Here is a 14,936-nt window from a genome sequence, read left to right on the forward strand (position 1 = left end):
GTGCCGGGGCCTGGGGCGTCAGCTGTTGCCCGCGCCGTTGCCGGAGAGCACCGGGATGTTGCTGAGCAGGTGCGAGAGCGGCTCGTCGCCCTTGGCCTGGGTCGAGTTCTCGGTGCACTGCTGGTTCTGCGCCGCCGAGAGGATCGGGATGTCCTGGGCGGTGATCGGGACGAGGATTCCGATGAGGGAGCCGACGTTGGCCTTGGCGGGGAGGCCGACGCAGAGCTTGTTCAGCGAGCCCTGCACCGCGCTGAGCTGCGGGCTCTGGTCGCCGTGGGTGGCGGCGTTGCCGTAGGCCTGGGTGGCGCCGTTGCCGCTGAACGAGGTGGTGCCCTCGTGGTCGCCGACGGCCAGGGCCTGGGGCGCCATCGTCGCGCCGGCGCCCACCACGGAGAGGGTGACCGCCGCGGTCGCCATAACCTTCTTGAGCATGTTCCGTCCTTCTGGTTCGTGGATGCCCGCTACCGGAGCGTCCTGAGCAACTTCGCGGGCCATGTTTGGTGACGGCGGTTCACTCCATCGGCGCTGTTCGCGTCGACCGGTCATCGGGTAATTGGACCGATCGGGGCCGTTGGTGGTCTCCGCGTTGACCCGGGCCGTTCCTCGGGGGCGGCAGGGGGAAGGGGTGCGGCCACCGACTGCCGCACCCCTTCGGGAGGTTGGTGGTGCCGGGCGGTCAGCCGCCCAGTTCGAGTCCGCCGAGCATCGGGGTCACCGCGCCCGCGGTCTGGAGGACGTGCTGCGGGGCGTCGCCCTTGACCTGGTTGAGACCGGTCGCGGTGTCGGCGACGTCCTTGACGGTGTCGCCGCTGCCGCCGTTGAGGAGCGGCTGCTCGGCGAGGGCGTACGCGACACCGCCGTTGAGGCTGGTGGGGAGGGTGGGCGCCGACTCGGTGGCCGCCATGGCGGGAGACGCCGCGCCGAGCGCCGCGACCGAACCAGCGAGGAGCGCGGCAACCCTGGTGTACTTCATGACTTCGCATCCCTTTCTCCGGCGACGGCCGTCGCCGCTGTCGACGTATGTAACGAGGGCTCGCCGGGTGAGAAACCCTCGCGGGGTTTCTCGTACGAGTCGGTCGTCCGTTCGCCGGTTCGTCACACCGTCCGGTCTCCCCCTGGTCCGTTCATCCGATCGTCCGTCGAACAGAGGGCGTGTTCCCGGTGTCTTCCCGGTGGGGGATCCGGTATTTACCGGAGCGGGGAATGGGTTGGCCGGGGGTGCTGAGAGCGCGTCTGACGTGATTTCGGTCATTCTTTCTGAGAAAGTGCACTCCTGTTTTTGTCATGCGGATCGAGCGGGAGAGCCAATGATGCCGGAGCCGCCGGGCCGTCGCCCGAGACCCCTGTTGGTCCTGCTCTCCCTGCTGGTGTTCTGCGGCGCGCCGTCCGGTTTCGCCACCGGCGCCCCGGCCGCCGAATCCACCCGTATTCCCTTCACCCAGCGCTATCACGCGGTCCAGTCCGGGGGCGTGGTGCGCGCCGGAAACGCCTCGATCAGCTGCCGTACGACGCAGTCCCCGCGGGTGTCGCCCTGCGCCACGGTGCGGGCCGGGGCGGACGGGGTCAATGGCGACTTCGACATGTTCTACACCGACGAGGACGACGACCCCAACACCTACAACTCCAGCCGGGCCGCGCTGGTCCTGCCCCGGAACGCGCAGGTCACCTATGCCCGGCTCTACTGGGGCGGCAATCTGCGGGTCGGTGAGCAGAAGCCGGCGAAGGACAACGGCCGGGTGCTGATCGCCGAGGAGGGCGGCCAGTACAAGGAGGTGCTCGCGGACACCGAGATCGGCCATAACGACGCCGACACCTTCGATTCGTTCCAGGCGTCGGCCGATATCACCCCGCTGGTACGCGGAACCGGTTCCGGTCTCTACACCGTGGCCCAGATCAATGTCGCGATGGGGCAATCCGACATCGGCGCCTGGGGTGGCTGGACGATGGTCGTCGCCTATGAGAACAGTACGGAACCGGTGCGGCATATCTCCATCTGGGATGGATTCGAGACGGTCGACGGGCAGCGGAAGAGCCTGGAGGTCTCCCTTTCCGGACTACGTATTCCGGCGGGCGCCTCCGGCCGGGCGGGATTCGTCGCCTATGACGGGGACCGGGGCAGTACGGGTGACACGGTGAACGTGCGGACGGGTGACGGAAAGAGTTTCGGGCTCTCCGGTGATATGAATCCGGCCGATGACCTGATGAACTCCTCGATTGTCGGACCAGACGGTGTGATGAACCGCAAGCCCGCCCATCTGAACACCCTGGGCTATGACTCCGACGTGTTCGACATCGCCTCCGTATTCGCCCCCGACGCCGCCTCCGAACCCAGCTCCGAAGCGAGTGAGCTGACCTTCCGCTTCACCGCCGAGGACCTCGGCTACACCCTCGGTGTCCTCTTCGTGCAGGCGGACACGCGCCGTTAGCACCGACGCCCCCGTGTGGGGCCAGCCCCACCACCAGGATCCAGCCCCAGAGAGCCGCACGTGCCGCACCGCAGCCGGACCTCCCTCAGCCAGCTCACCGTCCTCCATCTCGTCCAGCCCGTCGCGGGCGGTGTCGCCCAGGTCGTCACCGACCTGGTGCGGGCGCAGAGCGCGGCCGGGATGCGGGCCGTGGTCGCCTGCCCCCCGGACGGGGAACTGGCCGGGGCCGCCGGGGCCGCCGGGGCGTGGATCCACCCCTGGCGCGCGGGCCGCGCCCCGGGCCCCGCGCTCGCCGGTGAACTCCTCGCCGCCGCGCGGATCCTGCGCGCGGTCCGCCCCCAGCTGGTGCACGCCCACAGCGCCAAGGCGGGGCTGGTGGGGCGGCTGACGGTCCGGGGCCGGGTGCCCACCGTCTTCCAGCCGCACGCCTGGTCCTTCGACGCCGTCACCGGCCGCGCCCACAGCAGGGCGCTGCTGTGGGAGCGGTACGGCACCCGCTGGGCCACCCGCACCCTGTGCGTCAGCGAGACGGAACGGGCGGCGGGGGAGCGGGCCGGGATCGCCGCCCGCTGGAGCGTCATCCGCAACGGCGTCGACACCGACCACTTCACCCCCGCTGATCTCACCGAACCCCCGCCCCGTGCCGCGTTCGCCGAGCGGTTCGGGATCCCGGCGGGCGCGCCGCTCGTGGTCTGTCTCGGCCGGCTCTGCCGCCAGAAGGGCCAGGACGTGCTGCTCACCGCCTGGCCCCGGGTGCTCGCCGAGGTGCCCGGGGCGAGGCTGCTGCTGGTCGGGGACGGGCCCGAGCGGGCCAGCCTGGACCGGGCCGCGCCGCCCGGGGTCCATCTCACCGGTGCCGTCGCCGACCCCCGGCCCGCGCTGCGCGCCGCCGACCTGGTCGTGCTGCCCTCCCGCTGGGAGGGGATGGCGCTGGCCCCGCTGGAGGCCATGGCCTGCGGCACCCCCGTCGTGGTCACCGATGTCAGCGGCGCCCGGGAGGCCCTGCCCGCCGGGCACGACACCCATGCCCTCGTCCCGCCCGAGGACCCCGGCGCGCTGGCCGCCGCGCTCATCGCGCTGCTGACCGACGCCCCGCTGCGCGCCACCCTCGGCGACCAGGCCCGCGCCCATGTGCGGGCCACCGCCGACATCCGCCAGACCGCCGCCGCCGTCCTCGGCCTCTACCGCGATCTGCTCGGCCCGTCCCCCTTCCTGACGTCCCATCGCCCGAGGAGGAGCGCCACACCATGACGACGGAGAGCGCCCCAGTGCCCCATCCGGCCCGGCGGCTGGCCGTCCCTCCGGCCCCGTCAGCCCCGTCGGCCCTCCACGCGCCGCGCGGCGCCGGACGGCGGCACGGCACCGCGCCCGGCGCCCGTCCCCCCTCGCCGGGCGCGGCCCGCGCCGGGCTGCTGGCCGCCGACGCCTGCGCGGTGGCGCTGACGCTGGCCCTGGTGGAGCCGCCGTCCTGGCCGTTCGCCGTCCTCCTGCCGCTGGTGCTCGCCGTGCCCGCGCTGCACGCCTGCCGGGGTCTGTACCGGCCCGCGCTCGCCCCGTCCGCGCTGGCCGAGGTTCCCTCGGTCGCCGCCCTGGCGCTGCTGTCGTGGCTGGTCGCCGCCGAGGCGCTGACCGCCGTGGACGCCCGGTTCGCCGTCGGCTGGCGGGCCCTGGGGCTCGCCGTCGCCGCCCAGACGCTCCTGGTGTGCGGGGCGCGGGCGCTGGTCCACGCGCTGTGGCGGCGGGCGGTGGCGCGCCGCCCCCGGCCGGTGCTGATCGTGGGGCGCGGCACGCTGGCACGGCAGATCACCGCCGTACTCCAGCGGCACCGGGGGTACGGGATGCGGCCCGTCGCCCAAGCGGATCCGTACGGTCCGTACGATGCGGATGCTCAGCACGGGCCGCACGGGCCGCACGGTCAGCTCGGTCCGCACGGTCTCCGGAGCGAGGGCCCCGTACCGCTGGTGCTCACCGGGCGCCCCGACCTCGCGCGCGCCCTCGGCCAGCACCGCGTCACCGATGCCGTCCTGACCGAACGGCCCGCGCCCGGCCCGGACGGCGCGGCCCTCGTCGCCTTCCTCGCCGACCATGGCTGCCGGCTCTGGCTGGTGGACGGCGGCGCCGCCGACGGCGACCTCTGGCACCGCCCCGACGGCCCCGACCAGCTCTGGGGCTTCTCCGTGCGGCCGCTGCGCGGCACCCAGCACCGGCCCGTCGCCCGGGTGGTCAAACGGGCCCTCGACGCCTCGGTCGCCGCCGCCGCGCTGCTCGCCGCCGCGCCCGTCCTCGGTGTCTGCGCGCTGGCGGTACGGATCGCGGACGGGCCCGGAGTCCTCTTCCGCCAGGAGCGGATCGGGCTCGACGGGGAACGCTTCACCCTGCTGAAGTTCCGCACCCTGGCCCCCGCCGACCCCACCGAGTCCGCCACCCGCTGGAACGTCGCCCACGACCGGCGGATGTCCACCACCGGCCGGCTGCTGCGCCGTACCTCGCTGGACGAACTGCCGCAGCTGTGGAACGTCCTGCGCGGCGACATGAGCCTGGTCGGGCCCCGGCCCGAACGGCCCTACTTCGTCGACCGGTTCATCCGCACCCACCCCGGCTACCACGCCCGCCACCGGATGCCCGCCGGGATCACCGGGCTCGCCCAGGTGCACGGGCTGCGCGGCGACACCTCCATCGAGGAGCGCGCCCGCTTCGACAACCACTACATCGCCACCTGGTCGCCCTGGGGCGATGTGTGCATCCTCGCGCGCACCGCCGCGTGTCTCCTGCGGCGGGAGGGCAGCTGACCGTGACGGTGACTCAGGCCCCGCCGCCCGCGGCCCTCCCCGCCGTGCCGCCGCGCCGCTGGTGGCCGGTGCTGCCGCCGGTGGCCATCGTGCTGCTGCTCGCGGCGCCCGGGTCCGGCGGCCTCGGGGGCGGCGGCGTTGGGGGGCCAGGGGTGCTCACCCCCGCCGATCTGGCCTCCGGGGCGCTGGTCCTGTTCTGTCTGCTGCGGCTGGTGCGCACCGGAGCCAGGCCGCTGACCTGGGCCGCCGTCGCCGTCTTCGGGCTGCCGGTACTCGCGGTCGCGGTCGCCGCCGTCACCGCGGCCGATCCGGGGGCCGCGCTGCCCGGGGCGGTCCGCTACCTCCAGGTCTTCGTGCTCGTCCCGGCCGCCGTGCTGCTCCTGCTGCGCGACGCCGCCGATGTCCGGGCCGTGGCCGCCGCACTGATCGCCCTCGCCCTGGTCCAGGGCGCGATCGGGGTGCACCAGTACGTCACCGCGACCGGCGCCTCCTACCGGGGCGAGAACATCCGTGCCGTCGGCACCTTCGGCCCCACCGGAGTGATGGGGATGGCGACCGTCGTCTCCTACGGGCTGCTGGCCGCCGCCGCCCTCGCGCTCTGGCCGCCGAAGGGCGCCCCCCGCTGGCTCCGCCCCGCCGCCGCCGCGGCCGCCGCCGCCCTCGTGGTGCCGCTGGTGCTCTCCTTCAGCCGGGGCGCCTGGATCGCCACCGGTGCCGCCCTCCTCGCGCTGCTGCTGCTCGCCGGGGTCCGCGCCGCCCTGGCCGTGCTCACGGCCCTGACCGCGCTCGCCGTCGTCCTGGTCGGCGGGTTCGGCGTCGGCTCCGCGCTCATCGGGGAACGGCTCGGCTCCATCACCCAGGTCACCGCCGCCCCCGACCGCTCGGTCAACGACCGCTACACGCTGTGGGCCGCCGCCGCCGGGATGTGGCGCGACCGCCCGCTGACCGGCGTCGGCCTCAAGGGCTTCCCGGACCACCGCGACGGCCACGCCACCATCGGCCTCTCCGCGGGCAGCGACACGGCGGGCGCGGGCCACGCCTTCCACAAGCAGCCGCTGCTCTCCCCGCACAACATGTATCTGCTGATCCTCAGCGAGCAGGGGCTGATCGGCCTCACCGCCTTCGCCACCAGCTGGGGCGCGCTGCTGGCGCGCGGCCACCACCGGCTGCGGCGCGCCGTGCGCGCCCGTGACTGCGGGGCGCTCGCCGTCGCGTTCGCGCTGTGGCAGTCGGTGGACTTCCTGTACGCGGACATCGGCGGGCCCTCCACGGTGCTGACGGGGGTGGTGCTGGGGCTCGCCGCGTGGTGGGCGCTGTCACCCTCGTACGACGGGCGGGGCGTGGACGGTTCAGATCCGTACGGTACGTACCGTACGCGCCCTTTGGGTGACTCTCGTGCCGTCCCGGGCGGGGCGACGGCGGCGTGAGCGAGGCACAGGGCGACGACGGCGACGGCGGGCACGGGGAGGGGCGGCCCGGGTCCGGCGGTGCGCGGGGGGCCGCCACGGCCGTCACCGCGCCGCTCGGACGGACCCTGGCGCGGGCCGCCGCCGTCACCGCCGCCCTCACCGTCGCCGGTGCCCTGTGCGGACTCGTGCGCGACCAGACCATCGCCAAGGTCTACGGCGCCAGCGTCGACAGCGACGCCTTCCTCATCTCCTGGACCGTCCCCGAGATGGCCGCCACCCTCCTCATCGAGGACGCGATGGCGCTGCTGCTGGTCCCCGCCTTCAGCCACGCCCTCGCCCGGCGCGCGGCGGGCGGCGGCGACCCGGTACGGGAACTGGTGCGGGCCACCCTGCCCCGGCTCACCGCCGCCCTCGTCGGCGTCACCGGGCTGCTGATCGTCTTCGCCCCCCAGTTCGTCCGGCTGCTGGCGCCCGGCTTCGCCGACCCCGCGCTCGCCGTCGACTGCACCCGGCTGACCGCGCTCACCGTCCTCACCTACGGACTCGCGGGCTATCTCAGCGCGGCCCTGCGCTCCCACGGCCACTTCCTCACCCCCGCCGGGGTCTACGTCGCCTCCAACGCCGGGATCATCGCCACCACCCTGCTGCTGCACTCCGTGTGGGGAGTGCGCGCCGCCGCCGCCGGGACCGCCGCCGGCGGGCTGCTGATGGTCCTGGTCCAACTGCCCGCCTACGCGCGCCGGGTCACCGCCGCGCCGCCCGGCCCCCCGGCCGGCGCCGCGCGGCTGCCCCGGCAGCGGGACCCCGCCGCGCTGCTGGGACTGACCGTCGTCGCCCCGATCGTCCTGTTCGCCGTCAGCCGCCAGGCCCAGGTGCTGGTGGAGCGGTTCCTCGCCTCCTCCCTGCCCGGCGGCGCGATCTCCCATCTCAACTACGCGCAGAAGGTGGCGCAGATGCCGATGGTGCTCTCGCTGATGTTCTGCACCGTCACCTTCCCCGTGGTGGCGCAGGCCATGGCCGAGGGCGACCAGGAGCGGGCCCGGCGCCGGGTCGAGCACGACCTGGCCCTGGCGGGCCTGGTGGTCCTGCTCGGCACCGCCCTGATCCTCGGCTACGCGCCGCAGATCATCGCCGTCCTCTTCGAACGCGGCGCCTTCGACGCCGATGACACCGCCACCACCGCCGCCGTGATGCGGGTCTACGCCCTCGGGCTGCTCGGCCACACCCTCGTCGGCGCCCTCGGCCGCCCCTTCTTCTCCGCCGGCCGCCCCACCTGGTACCCGGCCGCCACCATGGCCGGGGGCCTGCTCGTCACGATCACCGTCGGCGCGGTCCTCGCCGGACCCTGGGGGGTGTACGGGATCGCCGCCGCCAACGCGGCCGGGATCAGCGCCACCGCGCTGCTGCTGCTGAGCGGACTGGGCACCCGGGTCGTCGCCATCGAGGTCCGCGCCATCAGCCGGGCGCTGGGACGGCTCGCGCTCGCCGCCGCCACCGCCGCGCTGGCCGGGTACCTCGCCGCCCCCCTGACCGGCGGGGGCGGCTCCGGGGCCGGGGGGCCGTTCCTCTCCCTCGCGGTGGGCTGTGTGCTGGTGCCCGCGGTCTTCCTGGTCACCGGGCGGCTGACCGGGGCGCCCGAGGTCCGCCGGATGCTCACGCGGTCGCACGCGCTGGTCCGGCTCGCGCGACGCACCCGAGCCACCGGGCTCAGCCGACTCACCCGACCTGGCCAGCCCACCCGGCCCACCCGACTCACTCGTCTTGTCAGCCTTGTCAGCCTTATCCGCCTTATCCGACGGAGGTTCCGCGATGTCCGCTGAGACGGCCCTGTTCACCGTCGCCGCCCGGGCCGAGGAGGCCGCGGTCGCCGAGACACCACCGTGGATCTGGATGTACCACGCCGTCGCCGACCCCACCGACGACCCCTACCGCATCACCGTCTCCGCCGACCGGCTCGACCGCCAACTGCGCTGGCTGCGCCGGTCCGGCTGCCGGGGGGTCGGCGTCGGCGCCCTGCTGCGGGCCCGCGCCGAGGGCCGCGCCCACGGACTGGTCGGCCTCACCTTCGACGACGGCTACGCCGACTTCACCGAGGCCGCCCTGCCGGTACTGCGCCGCCACGGCTGCACCGCGACCCTGTTCGTGCTGCCGGGACGGCTCGGCGGCGACAACGCCTGGGACCCGCGCGGACCGCGCCGCCCCCTGCTGGACGAGGCGGGACTGCGTACCGCCGCCGCGGCGGGCACCGAGATCGGCTCCCACGGCCTGTACCACGTGGACCTCACCACCGTCGGCGACGACCTCCTGTACGAGGAGACCCGGCGCAGCCGCGACTGGCTCACCGAACTGTGCGGACGCGCCCCCGACGGCTTCTGCTACCCGTACGGGACCGTCGACGCCCGCGTGGCCCACGCCGTACGCACGGCCGGATACGGCTACGGCTGCGCCATCCGCCCGCCCGCCGGACTCCCCGAGCCCCACGCGCTGGCCCGCACCCACATCGGCCAGGCCGACGGCGGACTACGGCTGCGCGCCAAACGGCTGCGCCACCGGCGGGGGTGGTGAGCGCGATGCGCGCGCTGCACATCATCACCGGACTCGGCGTCGGCGGCGCCGAACAGCAACTGCGGCTGCTGCTCGGCCGTCTGCCCGTCGACTGTGACGTCGTCACCCTCACCAACCCCGGGCCCGTCGCCGACGGGCTGCGCGCCGACGGTGTACGCGTCACCCACCTCGGGATGCGCGGCAACCGCGACCTCACCGCCCTGCCCCGTCTCACCTCCCTGATCCGCCGGGGCCGCTACGACCTCGTCCACACCCACCTCTACCGGGCCTGTGTGTACGGACGGGTCGCGGCCCGCCTGGCCGGGGTCCGCGCCACCGTCGCCACCGAACACTCCCTGGGCCGCGCCGAGATCGAGGGCCGCCCGCTGACCCGCCCCACCCGCGCCCTGTATCTGCGGACCGAGCGGCTGGGCGCGGCGACCGTCGCCGTCTCCGAGACGGTCGCCGCCCGGCTGCGGCGGTGGGGGGTACGGCCGGACCGGGTCCATGTGGTGCCCAACGGGATCGACGCGGCCGGGCTGCGCCATGACCCCCGGGCGCGGGCGGAACTGAGGGAACGGCTGGGCCTGGGGCCCGACGCCTATGTGGTGGCCGGGGTGGGACGGCTGGTGCCGGGCAAGCGGTTCGACGTCCTGGTGCGGGCGGTCGCCGCCACGCCCGGCACCTGGCTGCTGCTGGCGGGGGAGGGGCCCGAACGCCCGGCGCTCGCCGCCCTCGCGCGCTCCCTCGGCGCGCGCCGGCGGGTGCGGCTGCTGGGGGAGCAGACGGGCGGCGGGGTCGCGGCCCTGCTGAGCGCGGCCGACCTCTTCGTCTCCCCGTCCGGGGAGGAGGCGTTCGGGCTCGCGGTCGTCGAGGCGCTCGCGGCCGGGCTGCCCGTGCTCCACCACGTCTGCCCCGCCGTGGACGATCTGCCACCCGGCCAGGCCCCGGCCGCCCGCCGCTTCGGCGGCACCACGGGGGAGCTGACCGCGCTGCTGCGGTGCCGGGCCGCCCAGGGGCAGCGGCGCCATCCGCCACCCCCCGCCGTGCGCCGCTACGACATCGCGCGCAGCGCCCGGCTGGTGATGGAGGTGTACGGGCACGCGCTGGGGTCGGGCCGAGACGCCGTTCCGGTCCGTACGGTCCGCGGCGAGCGGGTCCGGGGGAGCGCCGCCGTCCGGTACGAGGAGTGCGCGGGGCGGCGGGCACGACGGCGGCCGGTGCGGGGGCCCTCCCGCACCTGACCCGGCCTCCCGCCCGCCGCTGTGTCCGTCGGCTGACGTGCCGTCCGCGCTCCGACCCCGCCGTCCGATGCGTCGCCTGACCCGCCACTCCACCCGCCGGGTTCCGGATCTCCGACCGGATCCCGGTCCTCCGGTCCGGACCGGGCCGGAGCTCCATCCCGTCCGATCCCGGGCCGGTTCCCCCGGATCGCGCCCCACCACGACCACCCCCCAGAGAGAGCCCCGCCCATGACCGACTCACCAACCCCCTCCTCACCCTCCTCTCCCGTACCGGAGCCGGCCCGCCGTGGCCGCCTCCGCGCGCTGTTCACCCGGGACCGGGCGCGTCACCGGCCCGCCGGAACGCGCCGCTGGTGGCCGCTGCCGGTGGGGGTGCTCGCCGGGGCGGTGTGCGGAGCCGCCTACGGAGTGCTCACCACCCCCGAGTACACGGCGACCAGTTACGTCGTCGCCGTGCCCGCCAAGGACGCCCAGCCCGCCGCCGCGCTGGGACTCGCCCAGGCGTACGGCCACATCGCGACCAGCGACGCGACCCTCGCGCTCGCCCGCGCGGAGGCCGGGGTCCCGGGCCGGGCGCTGCGTGAGGGCGTACGGACGGAGACCTCCCCCGACTCGCCGATGATCGCGATCACCGGGACCTCGCACCGCCCCCGGCAGGCCGCCGACATCGCCAACGCGGTCGCCGACGCCGTCTTCGTGACGGGCAACCAGGTGGCCAGGAGTACCGGGGTACGGCTGGTCAGCTTCGCCCAGGCCATCCCGCCACGGTCGCCCTCCTCCCCGGGCGGACGGCTGAGTGCCGCCGTCGGCGGCGCGGCGGGCGGGCTGCTGGGCGGGCTGGTGCTGCTGGTGCGGCCCCGGCGCGAGGCGACACCCCCGAGCGCCCCGGTACCCGCGCCCGGCGCGGCACCCGACGCGGGCTCGCGGGAGCGGCACTGATGGAGGGCGGGCGCGCGGGCGGTCCGGTACGGGACCCGGCCGCCGGGCGCCGGGAGCCCGGCCTGACCCTCGGCCCGCGCGATGACGGCCGGATCCTCGGTCCCGGGCCGGACGGTCCCGGCTCGGATGGTCCCGGCCCGGGTGAGCGGATCGAGGCTTCGGGGCCGGGTGAGCGGCTCGCGGCCTCGGGCCTGGACGGGAGGGCCATCCCCCACCGGCACCGCCGACCCGCCACCCCCCGCGCGGACGGCCGGGCCCCGGGCCTCCCCCGCCACCAGCCCGGCTGGACGGTCGGCGTCTGCCGTGATCCGCGCGCCTTCGCGCTGCTCCGCGAGGAGTGGGACGGGCTGCGGAGCCGCTGCTCCAGCGCCACCCCGTTCCAGAGCCACTCCTGGCTCGACTCCTGGTGGCTCTCCTACGGCGGCCGGGCCGGGCTGAGGATCGTCCTGGTCCGCCGCCAGGGGCGGTTGATGGCCGCCGCGCCGCTGATGCGCGTCCACCGGCCGCTGCCCCTGCTGGTCTGGCTCGGCGGCACCATCTCCGACTACGGGGATGTGCTGGCCGACGACGAGTACCGCGGCCCCGCCGTCGCCGCCCTGGCGCTCGGGATCCGCCGCGCCGCCCGGGGCGCGGTGGTCGATCTGCGCGAGGTGCGGCCCGGCGCGGCGGCCGAGCTGCTGTACGAGGCGTGGCACGGGCCCCGGCGGCGCCGGGCCGACTCGGTCTGTCTCGAACTGCCCGCCAGCCCGATGGAGGAGCTGGTCAAGCGGCTGCCCGCCAGCCGTGCCCAGCGGGTGCGGGCCAAGCTCCGCAAGATCGACGCGCTCCGGATCGAGGGCCGTCCGGTCACCGCCGACCAGGTGCCCGGAGCCGTGGACCGGCTGCTGCGGCTCCACGCGCTCCAGTGGCGCGGGCGCGGGGTCACCGTGGAGCACCTGCGGCCCCGGTTCGCCCAGCACCTGGTGCGGGCGACCCGGCGCATGGTGCGCGACGGGGACGCGGCGCTCACCGAGTACCGGCTCGACGGCGAGGTGGTCGCGGCCAGCATCGCCCTCTTCTCCACCGGTCTGACCGGCGGCTATCTCTTCGGCGCCCACCCCGGGCTACGGGAACGGAAGGTGGACGTGACCGCGATACTGCTCCGGCACGAGGCCGATCTGGCGGCCGGGACCGGCGGCCGGGTGCTGAGCCTGCTGCGGGGCCAGGAGCCCTACAAGGACCACTGGCGGCCCCGGCGGGTGACGAACCAGCGGCTGCTGCTCGCCCCGGCCCATCTGGGGGCGGCGCTGCGGTTCCACGCGGCGTGGGCGGGCTGGCGGGAACGGGCGGCCCGCGCGGTGGCCACCCGGCTCCCGGCGGCGCGGGCCTGGCGCGACCGGCTCAAGGACTGGCGCGCCGCGGCCCGCCCGGAGAGCGGCCGTGCGGCTCTGTCTGCCCCCCGTACGGACTCCTAGGGCCTGCTGACGGATCTCCCGGTGGACTCCCGGTGGCCCCCGGTGGACTGGCTGCCGGGCCCGCCGACCGGACCCGGGGACCCCCACCCGGCTCCCCGGCCGGACCCTCGCCCGGTCTCTCTCCTGATGTCCCTACTCCTCCTCTGGTTTCTCGAATGGCTTCTCGAATGGTTTCTCCACAGGCTTCCGCACCGGATTCTCCGCGGGGTTCTCCACGAGGTTCTCCGCGGGGTTCTCCGCGGGCTTCTTCGGGGGATTCGCCGCGGGACCCGGCACCGCGCCCTCACCCGGCGGATCCACGGGTCCGCCGGAAACACCCGCGTTCACCGCATCCGCCCGCGCGAACAGCGCGTCGCGGAACACCTTCGACGACTGGGGATTGTCATCACACTGCCAGACACCGTGCGGACAGTAATCCGTGATGGTCTGATAGAGCGGCCGGTGCCGGGCGATCCAGCCGAGCATGCCGCGCATGTACGCGGGATTGTCCCCGTTCCGGAAGAGGCCCCACTCCGGATAGGAGATCGGCTTTCCGTGCTCGGCCGCGAACTCCACCTGTTTCTGGAGTCCGTACGGCGCCGTGGCCTGCTCCTCGAAGGTGCGTCCCGGCGCCTGGTCGTAGGAGTCCATGCCGATGATGTCCACGACGTCGTCACCGGGGTAGCACTCGGTCCACGGGATCGCGTCCCTGCCCCGGTTCGGCGCGAAGTCGAACCGGAACCGCTGTCCCGGCACCGAGCGCATCACCGTCACCACCCGGCGCCAGTACGCCTTCCAGGCGGCCGGCGCAGGGGCGCAGCGGTGGGTGTAGGTGGTGCCGTTCATCTCCCAGCCCAGCACCAGGACGGTGTCCGTCGCGTCCAGCTCCACCAGCCGCGACGCCAGGGTACGGAAGTGCTGGTCGTAGCGGCCCGCCGCGCCGAGCCGCAGCAGGGAGGCGACCCGGCGGTCGGAGACGCGGGCCTCGTTGCGCTCCAGCATCGGCACGTTGAGCACCAGCAGCCGGCCGGGCGCGGCGAGCCGCCAGGCGGCCCAGTCGGCGAGGAACTCGGGCCTGCCCTCGATGTTGGACCAGCGGTCGCCCGGCAGATAGGTGTGACCGACGCTCAGCTCCCGGCCGCCGAGCCAGCGCGAGAGGCCGTCCATCCTCCGTACCCCGGCGGAGCCGTAGTCCAGATAGGCGCCGAGGGCGACGGCCGCCGCCTCCGACGGGGCCGGGAGGGGTGCGAACGCCTGGGACCTGCCGGACGCGCCCGACAGGGCGAGCAGCAGTCCCGTGACGGCGGCACCGGCACGCAGACCGGTCTGACGGCGGCGTCGGCGGGGCATGGGCGCTCCTCCCTGGGTGCCGGGCGCGCTCACCGCGCCCGCGATCCTGTTCGGCCGATCCGGCCTATCTGGTCGGCGGCGATTCCTCCGCCCGGTCCCCCTGCACCGTAGGCGGAAACTCCCCCCAGTGAACTCCCTGAAAGCGCGTCAATAGGCCATTGGCGAAACGGGCGACGCTCTTCGGGCCCATCCAGGTGAAAGTGATGACGTCCATGTCTCCCTTCGACACGGGGATTCCCGCGCTCGTCCTCCGGCTCGACCACAATCCCTTTCACCACGGCACCCTCGGTGCCGTCCGTTCGCTGGGGCGGGCGGGAATCGAGGTGCACGCCGTGGTCGAGGCCGCCGGTGGCCCCGTCGCCCGTTCCCGCTATCTGCACCGCGCCCACCGGCCGCCCGGGGTGCCCGCGGACCCGGAGGAGTTCCTGGAGACACTGGTGAGGGTCTCGGAGCGGATCGGCCGCCGCGCGGTGCTCATCGCCATGGACGATCTGAGCGCGATCCAGGCCGCCGCCCAGGCGCCCCGGCTCGCCGGGCGCTACCTCCTGCCGCGCCAGCCCGCCGGGCTGCCCCTGCTCCTCGCCGACAAGGCCGAGCTGGCCGGGGTCTGCGCCCGCGCGGGCATCCCCCATCCGCGCACGGTGGTCCCCGCCAGCGCCGACGAGGCGGCGGAGACGGTACGGAGGCTGGGGGCCCCGCTGGTGGCCAAGTGGAGCCACCCCTGGCTGCTCACCCCCGCCACCGGGCTGCGCAGCACCACCCTGGTCCACTCGCCCGCCGCCGCCCGCGCCCTGTTCACCCA

Annotated in this window: 12 protein-coding genes and 1 pseudogene; 10 read left to right on the forward strand and 3 right to left on the reverse strand. The window is 75.1% G+C overall.

Translation table 11 applies throughout. The features are described 5' to 3' along the window. Window positions 1-18 precede the first annotated feature (18 nt). Entirely contained in the window at window positions 19-432 is a 414-nt protein-coding gene (locus ACFVIM_RS24310) for a rodlin (protein WP_384304978.1), read from the reverse strand. Between the two features lie 244 nt (window positions 433-676). After that, window positions 677-973, reverse strand: coding sequence for a hypothetical protein (locus ACFVIM_RS24315; protein ID WP_384304981.1), 297 nt, complete (start codon window positions 971-973; stop codon window positions 677-679). A 337-nt stretch (window positions 974-1,310) separates the two neighbouring features. Here ACFVIM_RS24315 and ACFVIM_RS24320 point away from each other — a divergent pair, with 337 nt between their 5' ends. The 9 genes from ACFVIM_RS24320 to ACFVIM_RS24360 all read left to right on the forward strand — a co-directional run bounded on the left by ACFVIM_RS24320 (window position 1,311) and on the right by ACFVIM_RS24360 (window position 12,805). After that, window positions 1,311-2,426: a DUF3344 domain-containing protein gene (locus ACFVIM_RS24320; RefSeq protein ID WP_384304983.1), complete on the forward strand. Its 1,116-nt coding sequence runs from the start codon at window positions 1,311-1,313 to the stop codon at window positions 2,424-2,426. A 60-nt stretch (window positions 2,427-2,486) separates the two neighbouring features. Then, window positions 2,487-3,677 carry a glycosyltransferase family 4 protein gene (locus ACFVIM_RS24325; protein ID WP_384304986.1) on the forward strand — a complete coding sequence of 397 codons (1,191 nt, stop codon included), beginning with the start codon at window positions 2,487-2,489 and terminating at the stop codon, window positions 3,675-3,677. After that, entirely contained in the window at window positions 3,674-5,215 is a 1,542-nt protein-coding gene (locus tag ACFVIM_RS24330) for an exopolysaccharide biosynthesis polyprenyl glycosylphosphotransferase (RefSeq protein ID WP_384304989.1), read from the forward strand. The genes ACFVIM_RS24325 and ACFVIM_RS24330 overlap by 4 nt, the downstream gene beginning before the upstream one ends. Continuing rightward, window positions 5,212-6,642, forward strand: a complete 1,431-nt coding sequence (locus ACFVIM_RS24335; protein WP_384305003.1) for an O-antigen ligase family protein — start codon at window positions 5,212-5,214, stop codon at window positions 6,640-6,642. The genes ACFVIM_RS24330 and ACFVIM_RS24335 overlap by 4 nt, the downstream gene beginning before the upstream one ends. Next, window positions 6,639-8,444, forward strand: coding sequence for a murein biosynthesis integral membrane protein MurJ (gene murJ, locus ACFVIM_RS24340; protein ID WP_384304992.1), 1,806 nt, complete (start codon window positions 6,639-6,641; stop codon window positions 8,442-8,444). The genes ACFVIM_RS24335 and murJ overlap by 4 nt, the downstream gene beginning before the upstream one ends. A 70-nt stretch (window positions 8,445-8,514) precedes the next feature. Then, on the forward strand, window positions 8,515-9,189 hold the full coding sequence (locus ACFVIM_RS24345; RefSeq protein ID WP_384305005.1) for a polysaccharide deacetylase family protein: 675 nt from the start codon (window positions 8,515-8,517) through the stop codon (window positions 9,187-9,189). 5 nt (window positions 9,190-9,194) lie between these two features. Next, window positions 9,195-10,412, forward strand: a complete 1,218-nt coding sequence (locus tag ACFVIM_RS24350; protein ID WP_384304995.1) for a glycosyltransferase — start codon at window positions 9,195-9,197, stop codon at window positions 10,410-10,412. A 228-nt stretch (window positions 10,413-10,640) separates the two neighbouring features. After that, window positions 10,641-11,351, forward strand: coding sequence for a YveK family protein (locus ACFVIM_RS24355; protein ID WP_384304997.1), 711 nt, complete (start codon window positions 10,641-10,643; stop codon window positions 11,349-11,351). Further along, on the forward strand, window positions 11,351-12,805 hold the full coding sequence (locus tag ACFVIM_RS24360) for a GNAT family N-acetyltransferase (protein WP_384304999.1): 1,455 nt from the start codon (window positions 11,351-11,353) through the stop codon (window positions 12,803-12,805). Before ACFVIM_RS24355 ends, ACFVIM_RS24360 begins: the two co-directional genes overlap by 1 nt. A 132-nt stretch (window positions 12,806-12,937) precedes the next feature. Here ACFVIM_RS24360 and ACFVIM_RS24365 read toward each other — a convergent pair whose 3' ends face one another. Then, window positions 12,938-14,134 carry a glycoside hydrolase family 26 protein gene (locus ACFVIM_RS24365; protein ID WP_384305001.1) on the reverse strand — a complete coding sequence of 399 codons (1,197 nt, stop codon included), beginning with the start codon at window positions 14,132-14,134 and terminating at the stop codon, window positions 12,938-12,940. A 212-nt stretch (window positions 14,135-14,346) separates the two neighbouring features. Between ACFVIM_RS24365 and ACFVIM_RS24370 the strand changes: the two are divergent. Continuing rightward, window positions 14,347-14,936 (forward strand): annotated as a pseudogene (locus ACFVIM_RS24370) (ATP-grasp domain-containing protein); the annotation flags it as partial.

The sequence above is a fragment of the Streptomyces sp. NPDC057638 genome, from assembly GCF_042800315.1.
Lineage (GTDB): Bacteria > Actinomycetota > Actinomycetes > Streptomycetales > Streptomycetaceae > Streptomyces.